This window comes from Algoriphagus yeomjeoni (assembly GCF_003259505.1).
GTDB lineage: Bacteria > Bacteroidota > Bacteroidia > Cytophagales > Cyclobacteriaceae > Algoriphagus > Algoriphagus yeomjeoni.
This window is the reverse complement of the sequence record NZ_QLLK01000007.1, coordinates 228,105-243,472: the sequence shown is the minus strand read 5'-3', so window position 1 is coordinate 243,472 and position 15,368 is coordinate 228,105. Positions and strand designations below refer to the sequence as shown.

The following is a 15,368-nucleotide window of genomic DNA, read 5'->3' as shown; positions in this document are numbered from 1 at the left end:
GATTTTGGAAAACACAGATTTAACATTATATCAGGAGCTGGTGGCTAAGATTCCTCAGCTCAAAAAGGAGATTGCAAAAGTAATCGTCGGTCAGGAATCTGTGATCGAGGAGATCATCATTACCCTTTTTGCAGGCGGTCACTGCCTTCTTGAAGGTGTTCCGGGCTTGGCAAAAACCTTGATGGTAAATTCCCTTTCACAAGGAATGGAGTTGAATTTTAAAAGAATTCAATTCACTCCAGATCTGATGCCAGGAGATATTTTGGGCACTGAGATCCTGGAGGAAGATCACGAGACAGGAAAGAAGTTTTTCAAGTTCAATCGTGGGCCTATTTTCGCCAATATGGTATTGGCAGATGAGATCAATAGAACTCCTCCCAAAACCCAAGCTGCCTTGCTGGAAGCGATGCAGGAGAAGGTAGTGACCTACGGAGGGCAGCAGCATCCGCTTCCGGTTCCTTTTTTGATTATCGCTACGCAAAATCCCATTGAGCAATCCGGCACTTATCCGCTTCCCGAAGCACAGCTCGATCGCTTCCTTTTATACATCAAGCTTGGCTATCCTTCCGAGCAGGAGGAATTGGATGTATTGGAAAAAACGACAGGAACTTACAAGGGTAAGCCTGAAGTAGTTTTTACCGGTTCAGATATTCAACACTTGCAAAAGCTTACAAGAGAAGTTCATATTGATTCTCAATTGCTCGTTTACATCAATAAGTTAATTCGAGCTACTCGCCCTGATACTTCAGAAATACAGTCTGTTATAGACTATGTAGAGTGGGGAGCTGGTACACGCGCCGGGCAGGCATTGATTCTTTGTGCCAAAGCCAGAGCACTGGTGAAAGGACGCTATTCTGTCACTCCAGAAGATATCAAGGTATTGGCTTTTCCTGTTTTGAGACATAGACTTTCCCTGCATTTCAGGGCAGAGGCGGAGAGCGTCCAAGCTGATGCGGTTATTTCCCAAATCCTAGAAGCGCTTCCTATCCATGCAGGCAAGTAATCTTGAAATCATCAAACTGAACAACTTGAAGCTAGCCGCTAAGATCATTAGTGAGCAGCTTAAAAACGGACTGCACCTTGGAAAGCGAGTTGGTGTGGGTTCCGAGTTTGAGCAGTACCGGTATTACGAGCCCGGTGATGATCCCAAGCGCATTGATTGGAAGTACTTTTCCCGCTCAGGGAAATACATGATCAAAGAATCCCAGACAGAAAGCCATTTAAGCATACGTATGATGCTAGATCTTTCTGGATCGATGAACTATACCGAAAACGGAATTAAACGGCTTGACTACGCTAAAAACCTGCTTGCTTCGCTTTCTTATCTTGCGCACTTGCAAGGCGATTCCTTGAATTACTTTGCGCTCAAGGATGGTAGGGTAGAGCAGAAGGTGGCGGCATCGCCAAAAGCGTTCCAGCGCATTCTATATTTTTTGGAAGAGGAGACAGCCGCCGGAGCATGGCCTGTGTCTCATCAGGACTTTCCGGTTTTGAAAAGCAAGCAAAAGGAATTGATAATTCTCGTTTCTGATTTTTTGCAAAAGGGAAATGAGTGGCTGGACATAGTGGAGCAAATGCGACACCCGAAAAAAGAAATTGTCTTGTTCCAGATTTTAGGAAAGCAGGAGGAAAAGTTTGAGCTCAAGGGGAATTTCAACTTCCATGATTTGGAGTCAAATCGTTCAGTAATTCTGGATAACAAGGCAATAGATAAAATCTATAATGAATCTATAAGAACTTATTTATCAGGATTTAAGAATTCACTACTTCTACCTAAAGTTCACTTGTTTCAAGTGCGATTGACAGATTCGATTTCAGCTGTTCTTAGTAAATTTCTTTCCGAAAGATCCCTATCCTGATGCAGTTTCTTCAGCCCATATTGCTTTGGGGTTTGCTTGGAATCAGCATCCCAATCCTCATCCACCTGTGGCAAGGCAAGAAAGGTCAGGTGATTCATTGGGCGGCAATGCACTGGCTCTCCGAACAGGAAAGTTCAGTTGCTAAGGGGGTTCGATTGGAGAATTTCTTGGTTCTTTTGCTGAGAATACTCATGCTGATATTATTGGTTTTGCTGCTGAGTCAGCTTTATTTTTCCTCCACAAATACCATTGCTGAGCCTAGAATCTTTCATCTATTTCAGCCCGATATGCAACTGGCAGAAGAGTATAAATTTGAACTTCAGCAAGCTTTAGAAAATGAAGAAGAAGTCTATTGGGCAGATGAAAACCTGACGCCAATTGAAAGCTTGGAGGATTTAGAAGAGGGTGGAAAAGTGTTCGATTTGCAAGCTGCTCTAGACAAGATCTCTCCTGATGCGACTTCGCTCAATCTCTATCTGAGCAATTCTGTGAATGCCCTGAAATCTGATTTCTACCTAAGTCCTCTTAAGCCAAATCTCTTTCTAGGCAGTGCTGAACTTCTCAAATCAGGGACTCAAGTGATATCAATTGATGGAGTAAAAGCTCTTGAAATAGGTGAAAATGGGTTACTGGATTCTATTTCTGATGCCTTAGGAGAGGCTTCAGTGATCAACTTGGACAAAGCGCTTTTCACTTACTTTCTGGGCGAAATAACCGATTCTGAGCGAGTATTTGTACAAGCGTCACTTGATGCGATTACCGAGGTTTATGGGTTTGATTTTGTGGAGGAGGAAAGTATGGAGGATGCTACTTTGATTTTTACTGCAAATCCTCCAAAAGTGGATACTCTAGATAAAATCTACTTTGTCTCTGATACTTTCTCTTTTGCTGAGCGATCCAATCTGATTTCCTTGTCGGATCAATTGGACTTTGAGCACTCAGAACTAGTTCAATCAGGAAAGCTTCCTGAAGTGATTCTCGAGAGGTTTTTAGACTTTTCTGGTGTTGAGAAAAAAGATGTACCACTAAGTCGAGGGCAACTGGAAAATAGGTTTTTGGTGGAAAGTGAGCGTGCTCAGGAAAAGAGAGGCAATCTCAATTTGTTGTTACTAGGGCTTTTCACGGTGTGTTTTGCTGCGGAGCGATTCTTAGCTAACCGACAAGGGATATGAGCAAGATCGAGCAGTATATCGTAAGAATTGACAAGCAGCTGAGAATACAAACTGCTCTGAAAGCTTTTCTTGCAGGGTTATCCGTAGCCATATTTTCGATGATTTTCACGACTTCTACTCTGGCTATTGGTTTAGTGCTTTTAGCGAGTTTTGGTGTAGCAGCTCATTTTCTGGGATTGTTCCGAAGTAAGCGATTTCAGGCAGTTCGGGTGATGCACGAGCAGTTTCAGGATTTGGAATTCAGTTTGGAACTCCTTGATAAAGCTGATAAAAATACAGCTGAAAAGCTTCAATTCGAGCGGGTGAATGAGCAATTCCGAGGTGGCGATATTAGTCTTTGGTTCAAGAATACAGGGCCATTTTTGGTTGCGTTGGCGATTGCATCAAGTGTTTTTGGGTTATACCACTTGAGTTCTCCAGAGACAAATTCTCCACTTACTCTGTCTAAACATGAGTATAAATCACCAGCAATTGCAGCGGTCAATTTACCAATTGAGCTGACATCTACTGAGGTTAACATCGTTCCTCCGGGATATACTCGCTTACCAAAAGTGACTCAATCAGAACTTGAGATAGAAGCCATCAAAAACTCTGATGTAGAATGGGTTATTTCGCTTTCAAACTCACAGGACTTAAAGCTTGAACTCATTAACTCAAATGGAGATGGGCTTGAGTTTGCCAAAAATGAAGATAGTTTTACTCTCCGTGACCGCGTGGTAAATTCAGGGATTTATGCTCTTAGGGCCAGCAAAGATGGGCAGGTCGTTTTTGAGACTGGTTTCTTTCCACTGCAGGCGATAGACGATTTGGCTCCAGTGATTCAGCCAACTGAAAAAGAACTCTACAAATACCACTTTACCAAGGATCCAAAAACCATTTCAGTAGCCGCAAAAGTCTCGGATGATTTTGTTGTTAAGGAGGTGTTTTTGGTAGCTACGCTGGCAAGAGGCTCCGGTGAAAATGTGAGATTTAGGGAAAGTCGTATACCCATTCCTCAGCAGAATTTTAAGTCCCGAGACCTCACTGTTACCCTTGATTTGAATTCCTTTGATTTCAATCCTGGCGATGAGTTATACTACTACTGGGCGGCTATGGATAATAGATTGCCTGAACCCAACTTTTCGCGAAGCGACACCTATTTTATCAATTATGTGGACTCTACGGGTGTGGATGAACAGGAATTGATAGGGATGGCAATTCATGTGATGCCGGAGTATTTTCGTAGTCAGCGACAAATTATCATTGATACGGAGAACTTAATTTCCACAAAAAAGAGCAAGTCTGAGAAAGAGTTTAATTCTACTTCCAATGAAATCGGGAGTGATCAGAAGCTTCTTCGGATGCGCTATGGGCAGTATTTGGGTGAGGAAAACTCAGACACAAATGCTGGCTCCGAGGCAGTAGATTTCCTTGCAGGACACGATCATGATCACAGTCATGAAGGAATTGTTCCTAATCTTACTCCTACCAAAGAAACTGCAACTAAAGACAGCACTGCTGTAACAGCACCACAGAATACAGGTGAAGATGGGCTTGGGGGGCTTATGAGTGCATTTCTGAACAATACCCAGACTAAAACCAAAGCTGAGGTTGATCAAACATCCTCGCTATACCTGCTGAAACTTGCCATAGAGGAAATGTGGGAATCTGAGTTGCACCTTCGCTTGTTCGAACCTGAGAAAGCATTGCCTTTTCAGATAAAAGCGCTGGAGTACCTTAAGACAGTACAGCAAAAATCTCGGGCTTATGTGAAAAGATCGGGTTTTGACCCTCCACCGCTTAAAGAAGAGGAAAAGAGACTGACTGGTGATCTGGACGATCTAAAAAATCAACTTGAAAAGGAGCAAATAGAAGTGGAAAATCGCCTCGCACCTTTAGCTTCTCAAGTGTTAGGATTACTTCCAAAGCAGGAACTTTCAGCAAATGATAAAGCAGTGGTGCAGAAATTCGGTGAGCTATGGACTGAGCGAATGAATTATACCGGAATGCAGGATTGGTCGGTTTTATTGGAGCTTCAGGAGCTGAATTCTGGTAAAATTGATGAAGAGGGCAGGAAGCTACTTTTCCAAAAACTCTATCCGCTGATCGCTCAAAGTGAAGGTGTAAATGCATCTTTTCTCAAAAATCAAAAATTGGAAAAAGCCTTTTGGAGCAAGCTGCAATGATTCATTTCGAACCTATACTATCATGGATTTGGGCTTGGCTATTCGCCGTGGTGATTCTGACTATTTTGGTGGTTCAGCTCTTTTGGATTGGAAAGTCGGATTTGAAACCTTCGGGAAAAGCCATAAAAGGCAGCTTGAATGCACTCTTCTCACTACTTTTGATTGGGTATATTTTTCAGCCTAGTTGGAGGTCAAGCAATCCTGAGCAAGCCGTTTTGGTGTATTCAGGATCTACCCAAAAGAGTACCCTCAATTATTTTCGGGATAGTCTGGATCTGAAAAAATCCTATGATATCACCAAGTATAAAGGAGAAGGAAACCCTGTTTACTTACTTGGTAATGACTTTTCCAAGGTTGATTTATTGAGTTTGGGTGAGAAGGAGATTCTATGGATTTCGGAATCTGAACCTAGTTCAATTTCATTTTTAGAATGGAAAGGAATCCTCCGAAAAGGTGAAATGCAGACTATAAATGGGAGAATTGTAGCCCAAGATTCCTTGAAAATCTCTTTATCTCAGCAAGGAGAATTGCTCAGCGAAACAAGAGTAGCACCAAGTTCAGGTATCTTTTCAATTCAATTTCCAGCTAGCATTTTGGGAAGAAATCAGCTGGATTTGATGGTTAACGATAGCCTTTATGGAAGTATCAACTTTTTCACAACAGCAGCCAAGCCTATTAGATATAGCTTGCAATTTGCGTTTCCAACCTCAGAGATCCGCTTTTTGAGCCAGTTCCTTATTGCTTCTGGTGAAAATGTGAGCGAGAAAATCGACATCTCCAAAAGCGCAACTATCACATCAGGAAGAGCGGAAACGGATTCTCTGCAGTTTTTGGTTATAGATCCGGCCCAACTGAAAAAGAAATCAATTCAGGAAGCAATTGCCGACGGTGCTTCGGTTTTGGTGATGAACCTAACCGATGTAGCAAATGATATTTCTTCGATTAATAAGGCTCTTGAGACCAATTTCAAGACCAACAGAAGCACGAATGAAGAAAGTCGGAGGATAGAAACTGATTTGGAATCAGCGCCATTTGAATTCGAAGAAGTCATCGCACAAAAAGTACTTTTTGAGAAGGGATTTGCAGTGCAGCAAGTCGGAAATGCGAAAGTGGGAGTGAGCCTACTTGGGCAGACTTTTCCTGTCAAATTGGCTGGCGATAGTCTCAGGTATCAAGAGATTTGGCAAAAAATTCTTAGCGCAATGTTGCCACAGCAAGCAGGCGGAATAGAACTAATGCAACCTGTTTTTACGGGAATGAGTGGAGAAGTTTTGGTAAATAAGAAAGAGTTTGAAGATAATTTTATAAAAATTGAATCTGATTCAGTTTTTCTTCAACAGTCCCTTGTCAATCCTTTTTCTAAGTCTGGGAGCTTTGTGAGCTTGGATTCCGGGTGGATCTCAATTGGCGATAAGTTGGAGATGTATAGCTATCCTTCGTCTGAATGGGTAAGTCTGAAAACAGCCAAGCAGAGAGCTGACTTTTTATCTGATCATACTGGAAATACTACTAGAACTCAGGTTTCCGAAATCGAAAAGAAGATTTCAGATTGGCTTTGGCTTGGGATGTTTTTGTTGGTTTTAACCTTGATTTGGCTGGAGCCTAAACTAATTCGGTAGCAAATTAGGCTTAGGCTATGTGCAATGAACTCTAGAATAAAGTACAGTGGAATAGCCTAAGTCGTTAATCTTTACATCCTCAAGTTTTCCATTTCCATGAGTTTTGGCAGGAATGGCTGCTCATATAATCTCTTGCCTGTTGCCTTGTAAAGGGAATTTCCCAAAGCTGCAAACACAGGAGGGAAGAGTGGTTCACCCAGTCCTGTAGGTGCCTCATTGTTTTGTACAAAGTGAACTTCGATTTTCTTCGGCGCCTCTTTGTGACGAATCATTCTGTAAGTATCAAAGTTTGATTTGGTAGGAACACCGTTTTCAAAAGCCATTTCTCCATAGAAAGCATTCCCGATTCCATCTACAATCGCTCCTTCGCCCATATTGGCGGCGGCATCAGGATTGACTACAATCCCACAATCCACAGCTGCATAGACATTCTCAATTACTGGCTGATTGTCCTTCATGCTGATTTCTATGACTTCTGCTACATAGGAATTATGGCAGAAATAAGCAGAAACTCCTTTGTGAATTCCTGGAGTTGTATTGCTCCAATTTGACTTTTCACGGACCAATTCCAAAACTCCGGCGTAGCGTTTCGGTATGTAGTCATTGTCTTTTCCCACTGGATTTGTTTCAGCTCTTTTCAGCAATTCAAGCCGGAATTCAATCGGATCTTTCCCCATTTCCTCTGCCAATTCATCCAAGAAGCTTTGTTCTGCTCCCGCAATAAAGTTTGAGCCAGGTGCCCGAAAAGCTCCAACGGTAATGTTTGATTCGATTTGCCAGCCTTCAGCCAAGTAATTGTCAATAGCTCCTGCTGGGAATCTATTCGCGTGAATCGGTGATTCAGGAATTCCTCCCGCCTTCACATGCAGTGCTAATAGGTTATTGTTTTCGTCTAATGCCGCTCGATAAGTCGCTGAGTAAGTAGGTCTGTATACACCTGCAGTCATATCATCCTCACGGGTATACACCATTTTGACAGGAGCCTGAATTTTTTGAGAAATCAATGCTGCTTCCGTCATATGATGGCAGTAGGCCCTTCTTCCGAATCCTCCGCCCATCCGGGCAAGATTTATCTGAACGTTCTCTTTTTCTAACCCAAGGCTATTGGCTATAGTACCATGGATAAAATCTGGTATTTGCGATGGACCATAGATAATTGCTTTATCGCCTTTCACATCAGCAAAGCAATTGATTGGCTCCATGGGATTGTGAGCTAAAAAAGGTGCAGTATATGTTCGTTCGATTACCCGATCAGCTTTCTTGAATTCTCCTTCAGGATCACCGTCTTTTCTAAGAATATTACCTGGTTTGGTGATGTATTCAGCCATTTTTTCAGCATGGGTAGATGAGTTTTCCAGCCCACTAGGGACTTTTACTTCTGAGACACCTGGTCCCCAACCACCCATTTTGAAATTACTTTCGGGAGCTATTTCCCAATCTGCTTTCAATACTTTCTTAGCCTGCATCACTTCCCAGGTGGAATTTCCTACGATGGCGATGATCTCTGGAAAAGTAGTTGTATCAAAAGCATGTCGCTCAAAACCTTCCTTAAATAACTTGATCGAAAATACGTCCTGAATCCCTGGCAGGGAGGTCACAGAAGCTTTGTCAAAAGACTTTATTTTCATTCCAAAAGCCGGAGGATGCACAATGGCGGCATATTTCATGCCTTCCACTTTATGATCCATTGCATACATAGGTTTGCCGGTAACTATCTTCAAACCGTCAACATTCTTTTTAGAATTACCAATGATCTTAAAGTCTGATGTTTCTTTCAGCTTAACTGTTTCAGGATCTGGAGCATCTAAGGTTCCGGCCAAAGAAGCTACTTCACCATAACCTACTCTTTTGCCACTTCCCTTATGTTCCAAATAACCAGCATTGGTTGTGATTTCGGAAGCGGGAACATTCCAGGTTTGGGCTGCGGCATTCACAAGTAACTGTCTCGCTGTTGCCCCAGCCGTTCTTAGCGGAACCCAGCCTGATCTGATGCCTTGGCTACCACCGGTAAACTGACGGTCATATCGCTTAGGGTAAAAATCTGCCTGTTCTACAAATACGTTCTTCCAATCTACATCCAGCTCTTCGGCGAGAAGCATAGGAAGTGAGGTTTTTACATTAGAACCAAATTCAGGATTTGGGTTGAAAAGGGTGACTGCTCCGTTTTCTCCAATTTTGATATAGCTATTGATTTCAAACCATTCTTTTGGCATCGTCAATACTTCCTCTGGAGTAGGTTTACAACCTGCCAACCAGCTAAAGCTCAGCATCATGCCACCTCCTGCAAGTGTAGAAACTTTCAGGAATGATCTTCTATTTATTTTTTTATCGATTAAGGTCATGATATCTGGGTTTAGGCTGATTGAGAGGCTGTTTTAATGGCTGCTTTGATACGGGTGTACGTTCCGCAGCGGCAGATATTTCCATTCATCGCATTGTCAATATCGGCATCGCTTGGAGTTGGATTATCTTTAAGCAAAGCAACAGCCGACATGATTTGCCCAGCTTGGCAATACCCACACTGTGGCACATCATGCTCCAACCAAGCCTTTTGAACAGGATGGTCACCTTTCTCAGAAATACCTTCAATTGTAGTGATCTCAGCATTTTCAGCAGCCGAAACTGGGAGTTGGCAGGAGCGAATAGCAGTGCCATCTAAGTGAATGGTGCAGGCTCCGCATTGAGAGATGCCGCATCCGAATTTGGTGCCTACCATGTCTAGATGATCCCGTAGCACCCAAAGCATAGGAGTGCTTGGATCGACATCGACTTGTTTGGTAGCTCCGTTAATTTTAAGGTTGTATTGTGCCATGAGTTTAAGTATTTGATTCTAAGTTAGTGATTTACAATGCTTCGGGTCTTACGAATTTCAAACGGAATGTATTATTAAAGCCACTCTTCCACTATTTAAAAGGGTTCTAAAATGTTAGCTAGCTATATAATTGATTTATAAATACCCAATGCATTTTGGATAATTATTGAGCGTTATAGACATCATCCGTTACAGCTTCCATCCAATTGACAATTCCTTTCTCTGTGTTTGGAAGGATATAGATTTGTTGCATGCCCGATTCTGGACTGGCTCCATGCCAGTGTCTCACGTCGGGAGGACAGGTAACTGTATCACCTTTTTTCAACGCTTGTTTTGGTTGTCCTTCGATTTGGTGAAAACCATTTCCTGAAGTGATGATGAGAATCTGTCCTGCTGGGTGGGTGTGCCAGTTACTTCTTGAACCGGGTTCGAAATATACATTACCAACCAGGGTTGTTAGCGTAGTGTCATTTGGAACTAAGTTATACGCGTATGCTTTGCCTATGAAGTTTTCTGCTGGTCCTTGATTTCCTTGTGGAAATATGGTATCAACGTCTCCATTTTCCGAAATTCGTTCTTTTTGAACTTCTTCTGAGTTGCAAGAAAAAAGTAGAAATAGGATACCTGTAGATAAGAATAAATTTTTTGCGTATTTCATAGGATAATTTTTGGATGAAAGGAAGAAGTTTCTGTTTTAGACTTAAAATGTCTCTAACGAGAATCTTCGATGGTCTTAAGGATTTTTGCTGGAATACCACCAACTACCGTATTGTCTGGAACATCTTTGGAAACTACTGCTCCGGCAGCTATTACAGAATTTTCACCAATGGTTACCCCAGGTAAAACTATTGCACCAGCTCCGATCCAAGCATTTTTCTTAATCAAAATTGGCTTGGCCAGCATTCCTCTTCGAAGTTTTGGATCCAAAGGATGATTTTCAGTAACCAATTTTACATGTGGCCCGATCAGTACTTGATCTTCGATTGTAATGCCGCCAAGATCCAAAAAGGAACAGCCGTGATTGATGAACACATCCTTCCCTATGCTTGTGAATCTCCCAAAATTGGTAGTAAAAGGAGGGAAGAGCGTCACCGACTCATGCAGTTCCTGCCCTGTGATTTTGCTCAGGAAATCTCTAGCCACTTCGATTTTTCCTGAGGCATTCATCTGTGCTACCAAGACAAGTGACTCTTGGACAATGGAATTGATTATCTTAAAAGCAGGATGACTTAAAGGAGTAGGAGTATCTGAGTAAAGTTCTTGTCTGATTTCCACCAATTTTTCTTGGGCTTTCAGTTTATTTTGATTTTCTGCCATTTGTAATTCCATTGATTAATATGTTACTAAGCGCTTGAGTCCTTTGTGGAATTATTTTAATTCTTCATTGAGAAAGCGAATCACCTTAATTCTAATCTCTTCCACATCGAACATGGGGCCGAAGTGAGGAGCATCTTTGACGATTATCAATTCCGTGGGAACTCCTTTTACTTTAAGCCAGGAATTCAATAAATGTGATTGGTTTGGAGAAACCAAGTCATCCTTTTCGCCATGAATGATCAAAAAAGGAGGATCGTTTTCATCCACATAACTGACTGGACTTGCCATTTTTGCCAAGTCAGGTCTATCCAATGGAGCCGCTCCAATCAATAATCCTTCTGGGGATTTGGCATCGATCGCACCCGGAAATAGGGTCAAATCAGCCGGTCCATAAAAGTCTACCACTGCTTTGAAACCAAAAGATCGATTGATATTCGGTAAATAAAATTCATCCACCTTATTGTTATTCGCCAGTCCAATCATAGACGCTAAATGACCACCGGCCGAAAATCCCATTAAAGCCATGCGCTCTGTGTCAAATCCATAGTTGTCTGCATTGTCAACCAAATAAGAAATAGCCGCATTACAGTCTAGCATTTGAGCAGGGAAAACTGCCTGCGTGCTGAATCTATAATCGATAGAAGCCAAAGCATATCCGCTTTCCAGAATTTCAGAAACGGTTTCTTTCATATATCCCATGTCGGCATATTTATCATTGCTGAGCCATCCACCTCCATGAATAAATACAATCAAAGGAACTTTACCTGTGGCATTTGCAGGTAGATAAATGTCCAACAAATGCTTTTTCAAGGTGTCGCTTTGGTAGGGGATATTGCCATGCAGAATTGTTCCTTCCGGGAATAGATTCATGACACGGTTTGATTGTGCAAAACTTTGGCAAGCGATGAAGCAACTTAGAAGTATGCCTAAAAATGTATTTTTCATTTTATTGATAGTTTGAGTTGAGTTGGAGATACTTATAAGGTACTTCAAGTGAGTGGTTTAACAAAGGGTTTTCCGACTGAACAATCTATACTGAACTTCAAATATTGAGTTAGAAAAACCAAGCCCACCTGGACTTAGGCTTTCTTGTTACCAGATCTATCTATGTTTTTTCAATTATCGGTTAATGATTTGCGAAATTGTGAGGGATTCATTTCCATTTCCTTTTTAAAGAAGTTGTTGAAATGTGTCACTTCTGTAAAACCTAAGGCATAGGCAATTTCTGATACATTCCAGTCGCTTTGCTTTAGAAGACGCTTGGACTCTGCCAAAATTCTTTCCCTGATAATCACTGATGTTGCCTTATTGAAAATAGATTTAACACTCCTGTTAAGATGATTAACATGGATATTGAGTTTTTGGGCAAAGTCCGAAGCTGCTCTTAGTTTAATTGTATTCCGAAGATCTGTCACAGGAAATTGACTTTCCAACAGTTCCATAAAATCTGTACTGATCCTGTTTGCGGCAGTATGGGTTGACTTTTCAGTTTTATTCCTTTCTGGAGTTTTAATTGCTGTCTTAATCATGAACATTTTGGATTCCGCATTAAATATTCTTCGCCATAGGGAGTGTTTTCACCCACTTGTGTTTTTGTTCAATTTATTAGCGATATTAAAATGAGTGAGGAGGTTAATAATAAATCAATGTTCAATCTCATGCGTATCCCGAACGCTGCTGAAGGTCAATGCGTGCATTTTCCAGTTTTCACCTTGCTTTTGGTAAACTTCCGTCACCGTAAATTCGGTCACTACATCTGCTCCCCGTACAAATGCTGTCAAGGTGATGCGATTCCAAACGATTGCCGTATTTCCTGATATCTCTACTGCCGTATCGTGCACATCCGCTTTTTTGTACCAAATACTCCCTGACTCAATGATCTCTAATTCACGGTCTTTTTTCCAGCTACCGCTCATATGGACGAATTTAGCTTTGTCGTCAAAGAGTTTTTCCAACTTTGCCACATCCTTGTCTGCCATCCACTGCCACTTCTCCATGGAGAGTTTTGTGACTTCCTGCTCCGTAGATGACTGCGCCAAAAGCAAGGAGGAACTCATGAGAGTTAATAAGAGTGCTATTAATAACTTTTTCATAATTGTTTGTTTCAGTGTTAAAATTTTGAAGTTCAGCGTGCAAAAGTCTTGTAAGTCCACTTAATCAATACTAATAGACGAAGTATAATCATATCATTTGGATGAAATCAATAGAAAGCAAGGTTCTCTCACCCAGACAACGGATTTGATCTACGAATGAAAATTACTTGTTTGAATAGACTGCAAAATATCTTGGCGTTTGCCACTTGTGGGATAAAGGAGGTCTTCTGTAGAGTGCAGCTGTCAGTTGGATGATCGTTCAGATTTGATGTTATTTAAAATCTTAATTTTCGCAATGCAAACTAACTTACTATCGCGTCCAATATTATACGCGTTGCATATCCTTTTTTGGTTATGCTATGGAGCAATCCTTTTTGCCTCTATGAGTAATTGGGTGGTATCTACCACAGAGCTATGGCACATAGTTATTTCTGATGTGTTGGCTTCGTCGGCTATCGCTTACCTGAATTACTATTGGCTATTGCCAAAGTATTATGGAAAAGGGAAATATGGTTTGTATGTGATATTATCTGTTCTATTGATTGCATCAATCGTTATAGTCCGGGTGAGTATCATAGGCCTAAGTCACCGATCGATGACCTATACCTATTTTATCAGATCGGTACCGGCAATTGGCTTTTACCTCATCACTACGGTCGTTTGGTTTTTTGCCAATTTGATCAAAGCTCAGCGAAATGAAATAGAACTTAGAAACAGCCAATTAGCTTCCGAACTTAAGTTTTTGAAGCTACAGCTCAGTCCCCATTTCCTTTTCAATACGCTAAACAATATTTATTCAATGGCATATTTCAAGGAAAATAACACCGCTCCAGCCATCATGAAGCTGTCCGAAATGATGCGCCATATGCTATATGAGGATCAAGGAAGGTTTGTTTCACTTTCTAAAGAGATCACATTCATGGAGAATTTTATTGAGCTTTGGAGACTAAAGCTCGATGAGAAGCCGAAGATTATTTTTACACACCAAGGGATTAAAGACAGGCATCAAATTGCTCATTTGATATTTCTCGTCTTTTTGGAGAATGCCTTTAAGCATGGGAATACGATTGATGGGACTATTGAAATTAACCTGAATATCAATGCTGGTGATAGGTTGTTTTTTTATATTAGAAATGATGTGATAGCAGGAAGAAAGACTGCTGAAGAAGAAAGTGGAGTAGGCCTTACGAATGTGAAGAAGAGGTTAAACTTAATTTATCCTGCCAAACATGAATTGGAGCTTGACCAGAATGCTACCTCCTTTGAAGTGAAATTAACCATAAACCTGCAATGAACTACCGGATACTAATCGTTGACGATGAGCCTCCAGCTAGGAAGTTACTTTCGGACTATGTGTCCAAAGTTGAAAATCTTGCATTGGCCGGCGTATGCAGCAATGGGGAGGAGGCATTACGCTTTTTAAAGCAAAATCCAGTTGACATACTCTTATTGGATATTCGTATGCCGCTGATGACAGGAGTGGATTTGCTGAATGAACTACCTGAAAAACCCTTAACAATTTTTGTAACAGCTTATGAGGAATATGCTTTGAAAGGATATGAACTGGATGTGATCGATTATTTGATGAAACCGGTTTCTTTCGAGCGATTCACCAAAGCCATTGAAAAAGCTACGGAATACCTTTCAGTACAAGTTCGAGCTGATGAAAAAACAGACAAACCTGAATACTTTTTTATCAAAACGGATACTAGAATTGTGAAATTCCTGTTTTCCGAGGTGCAGGCAATCGAGGCACAACGGGAATACATTAAGATCATCACTCCGACTAGGAAAGTGCTTTCACTAGTTTCCCTGACCAATATTGCTAATGCATTGCCAAGTGAGTTTGTCCGCATTCATCGTTCATTTATAATCAACATGCGACACATCGATGAGGTACAATCCAATGAGGTTTTGATTGGGAAAGACCTATTTCCAATTAGCAGAAATTATAGAGATGTATTTCTGGCAAAGCTTGAGGATGGGAAGTTGATATAAGGATTTAAAAGGTCACACCGCAAATTCTGTTAAGAGTTAACTGATCCAAACCTCCTTTTCGGAGCTTCTATGAGCTAATTTCTCCTAGCTTTTTTATGGTCTTTATTCTATTTCTGAAAAAAAACAGCTTGATATTCGCTTGTCAGGAATTGTCCTGATACAAAAAGCTAAAGTAGAATTTTGTTCCCCGATCCTGTCGGTAACTACGTAGGAATTGGGAACTCCTTGGATGTGCTTGCAGTTGACCCTAATTGTTGCCTGTATAAAACGTAAATGAAATATGTTTTCCGTGGAAAATAGTTCATTAAATAGTTAACCCAAACCCATGAAAAA

At 41.2% G+C, this 15,368-nt stretch carries 14 protein-coding genes; 7 read left to right on the top strand and 7 right to left on the bottom strand.

Features of this window, described 5'->3' with window-relative positions; all coding sequences use genetic code 11:
• Window positions 1-4: 4 nt before the first annotated feature.
• Genes LV83_RS13655 through LV83_RS13635 form a run of 5 tightly spaced genes read left to right on the top strand, consistent with a single transcriptional unit; the run spans window position 5 to window position 6,815 of the window.
• Window positions 5-1,003 carry an AAA family ATPase gene (locus LV83_RS13655; RefSeq protein ID WP_111612160.1) on the top strand — a complete coding sequence of 333 codons (999 nt, stop codon included), beginning with the start codon at window positions 5-7 and terminating at the stop codon, window positions 1,001-1,003.
• On the top strand, window positions 990-1,859 hold the full coding sequence (locus tag LV83_RS13650) for a DUF58 domain-containing protein (protein ID WP_111612098.1): 870 nt from the start codon (window positions 990-992) through the stop codon (window positions 1,857-1,859). Before LV83_RS13655 ends, LV83_RS13650 begins: the two co-directional genes overlap by 14 nt.
• Complete coding sequence (locus tag LV83_RS13645; protein WP_111612097.1) at window positions 1,859-3,031, top strand: BatA domain-containing protein; 1,173 nt, start codon at window positions 1,859-1,861, stop codon at window positions 3,029-3,031. Before LV83_RS13650 ends, LV83_RS13645 begins: the two co-directional genes overlap by 1 nt.
• Window positions 3,028-5,196, top strand: a complete 2,169-nt coding sequence (locus LV83_RS21630) for a hypothetical protein (RefSeq protein ID WP_245947060.1) — start codon at window positions 3,028-3,030, stop codon at window positions 5,194-5,196. The genes LV83_RS13645 and LV83_RS21630 overlap by 4 nt, the downstream gene beginning before the upstream one ends.
• Entirely contained in the window at window positions 5,193-6,815 is a 1,623-nt protein-coding gene (locus tag LV83_RS13635; protein WP_111612096.1) for a hypothetical protein, read from the top strand. The genes LV83_RS21630 and LV83_RS13635 overlap by 4 nt, the downstream gene beginning before the upstream one ends.
• A 71-nt stretch (window positions 6,816-6,886) precedes the next feature.
• Here LV83_RS13635 and LV83_RS13630 read toward each other — a convergent pair whose 3' ends face one another.
• From LV83_RS13630 to LV83_RS13600, 7 genes are all read right to left on the bottom strand, one after another.
• The gene (locus LV83_RS13630; RefSeq protein WP_111612095.1) at window positions 6,887-9,157 is read right to left on the bottom strand and encodes a xanthine dehydrogenase family protein molybdopterin-binding subunit; all 2,271 of its coding nucleotides are present in this window, start codon (window positions 9,155-9,157) and stop codon (window positions 6,887-6,889) included.
• 11 nt (window positions 9,158-9,168) lie between these two features.
• Entirely contained in the window at window positions 9,169-9,627 is a 459-nt protein-coding gene (locus tag LV83_RS13625; RefSeq protein WP_111612094.1) for a (2Fe-2S)-binding protein, read from the bottom strand.
• A gap of 163 nt (window positions 9,628-9,790) precedes the next feature.
• The gene (locus tag LV83_RS13620; protein WP_111612093.1) at window positions 9,791-10,285 is read right to left on the bottom strand and encodes a cupin domain-containing protein; all 495 of its coding nucleotides are present in this window, start codon (window positions 10,283-10,285) and stop codon (window positions 9,791-9,793) included.
• Window positions 10,286-10,338: 53 nt separating this feature from the next.
• A complete protein-coding gene (locus LV83_RS21750) occupies window positions 10,339-10,956 on the bottom strand; it encodes a sugar O-acetyltransferase (protein ID WP_317046682.1) in 618 nt (205 codons plus the stop codon).
• Between the two features lie 39 nt (window positions 10,957-10,995).
• Complete coding sequence (locus LV83_RS13610) at window positions 10,996-11,889, bottom strand: alpha/beta hydrolase (protein WP_245947059.1); 894 nt, start codon at window positions 11,887-11,889, stop codon at window positions 10,996-10,998.
• Between the two features lie 170 nt (window positions 11,890-12,059).
• Window positions 12,060-12,473, bottom strand: a complete 414-nt coding sequence (locus tag LV83_RS13605; protein WP_245947058.1) for a helix-turn-helix domain-containing protein — start codon at window positions 12,471-12,473, stop codon at window positions 12,060-12,062.
• A gap of 114 nt (window positions 12,474-12,587) precedes the next feature.
• The gene (locus tag LV83_RS13600) at window positions 12,588-13,037 is read right to left on the bottom strand and encodes a nuclear transport factor 2 family protein (protein WP_111612090.1); all 450 of its coding nucleotides are present in this window, start codon (window positions 13,035-13,037) and stop codon (window positions 12,588-12,590) included.
• 382 nt (window positions 13,038-13,419) lie between these two features.
• Between LV83_RS13600 and LV83_RS13595 the strand changes: the two genes are divergently transcribed.
• Window positions 13,420-14,331, top strand: a complete 912-nt coding sequence (locus LV83_RS13595) for a sensor histidine kinase (RefSeq protein ID WP_245947057.1) — start codon at window positions 13,420-13,422, stop codon at window positions 14,329-14,331.
• Window positions 14,328-15,035 carry a LytR/AlgR family response regulator transcription factor gene (locus LV83_RS13590; RefSeq protein ID WP_111612088.1) on the top strand — a complete coding sequence of 236 codons (708 nt, stop codon included), beginning with the start codon at window positions 14,328-14,330 and terminating at the stop codon, window positions 15,033-15,035. The genes LV83_RS13595 and LV83_RS13590 overlap by 4 nt, the downstream gene beginning before the upstream one ends.
• The last annotated feature ends 333 nt before the right edge of the window (window positions 15,036-15,368 follow it).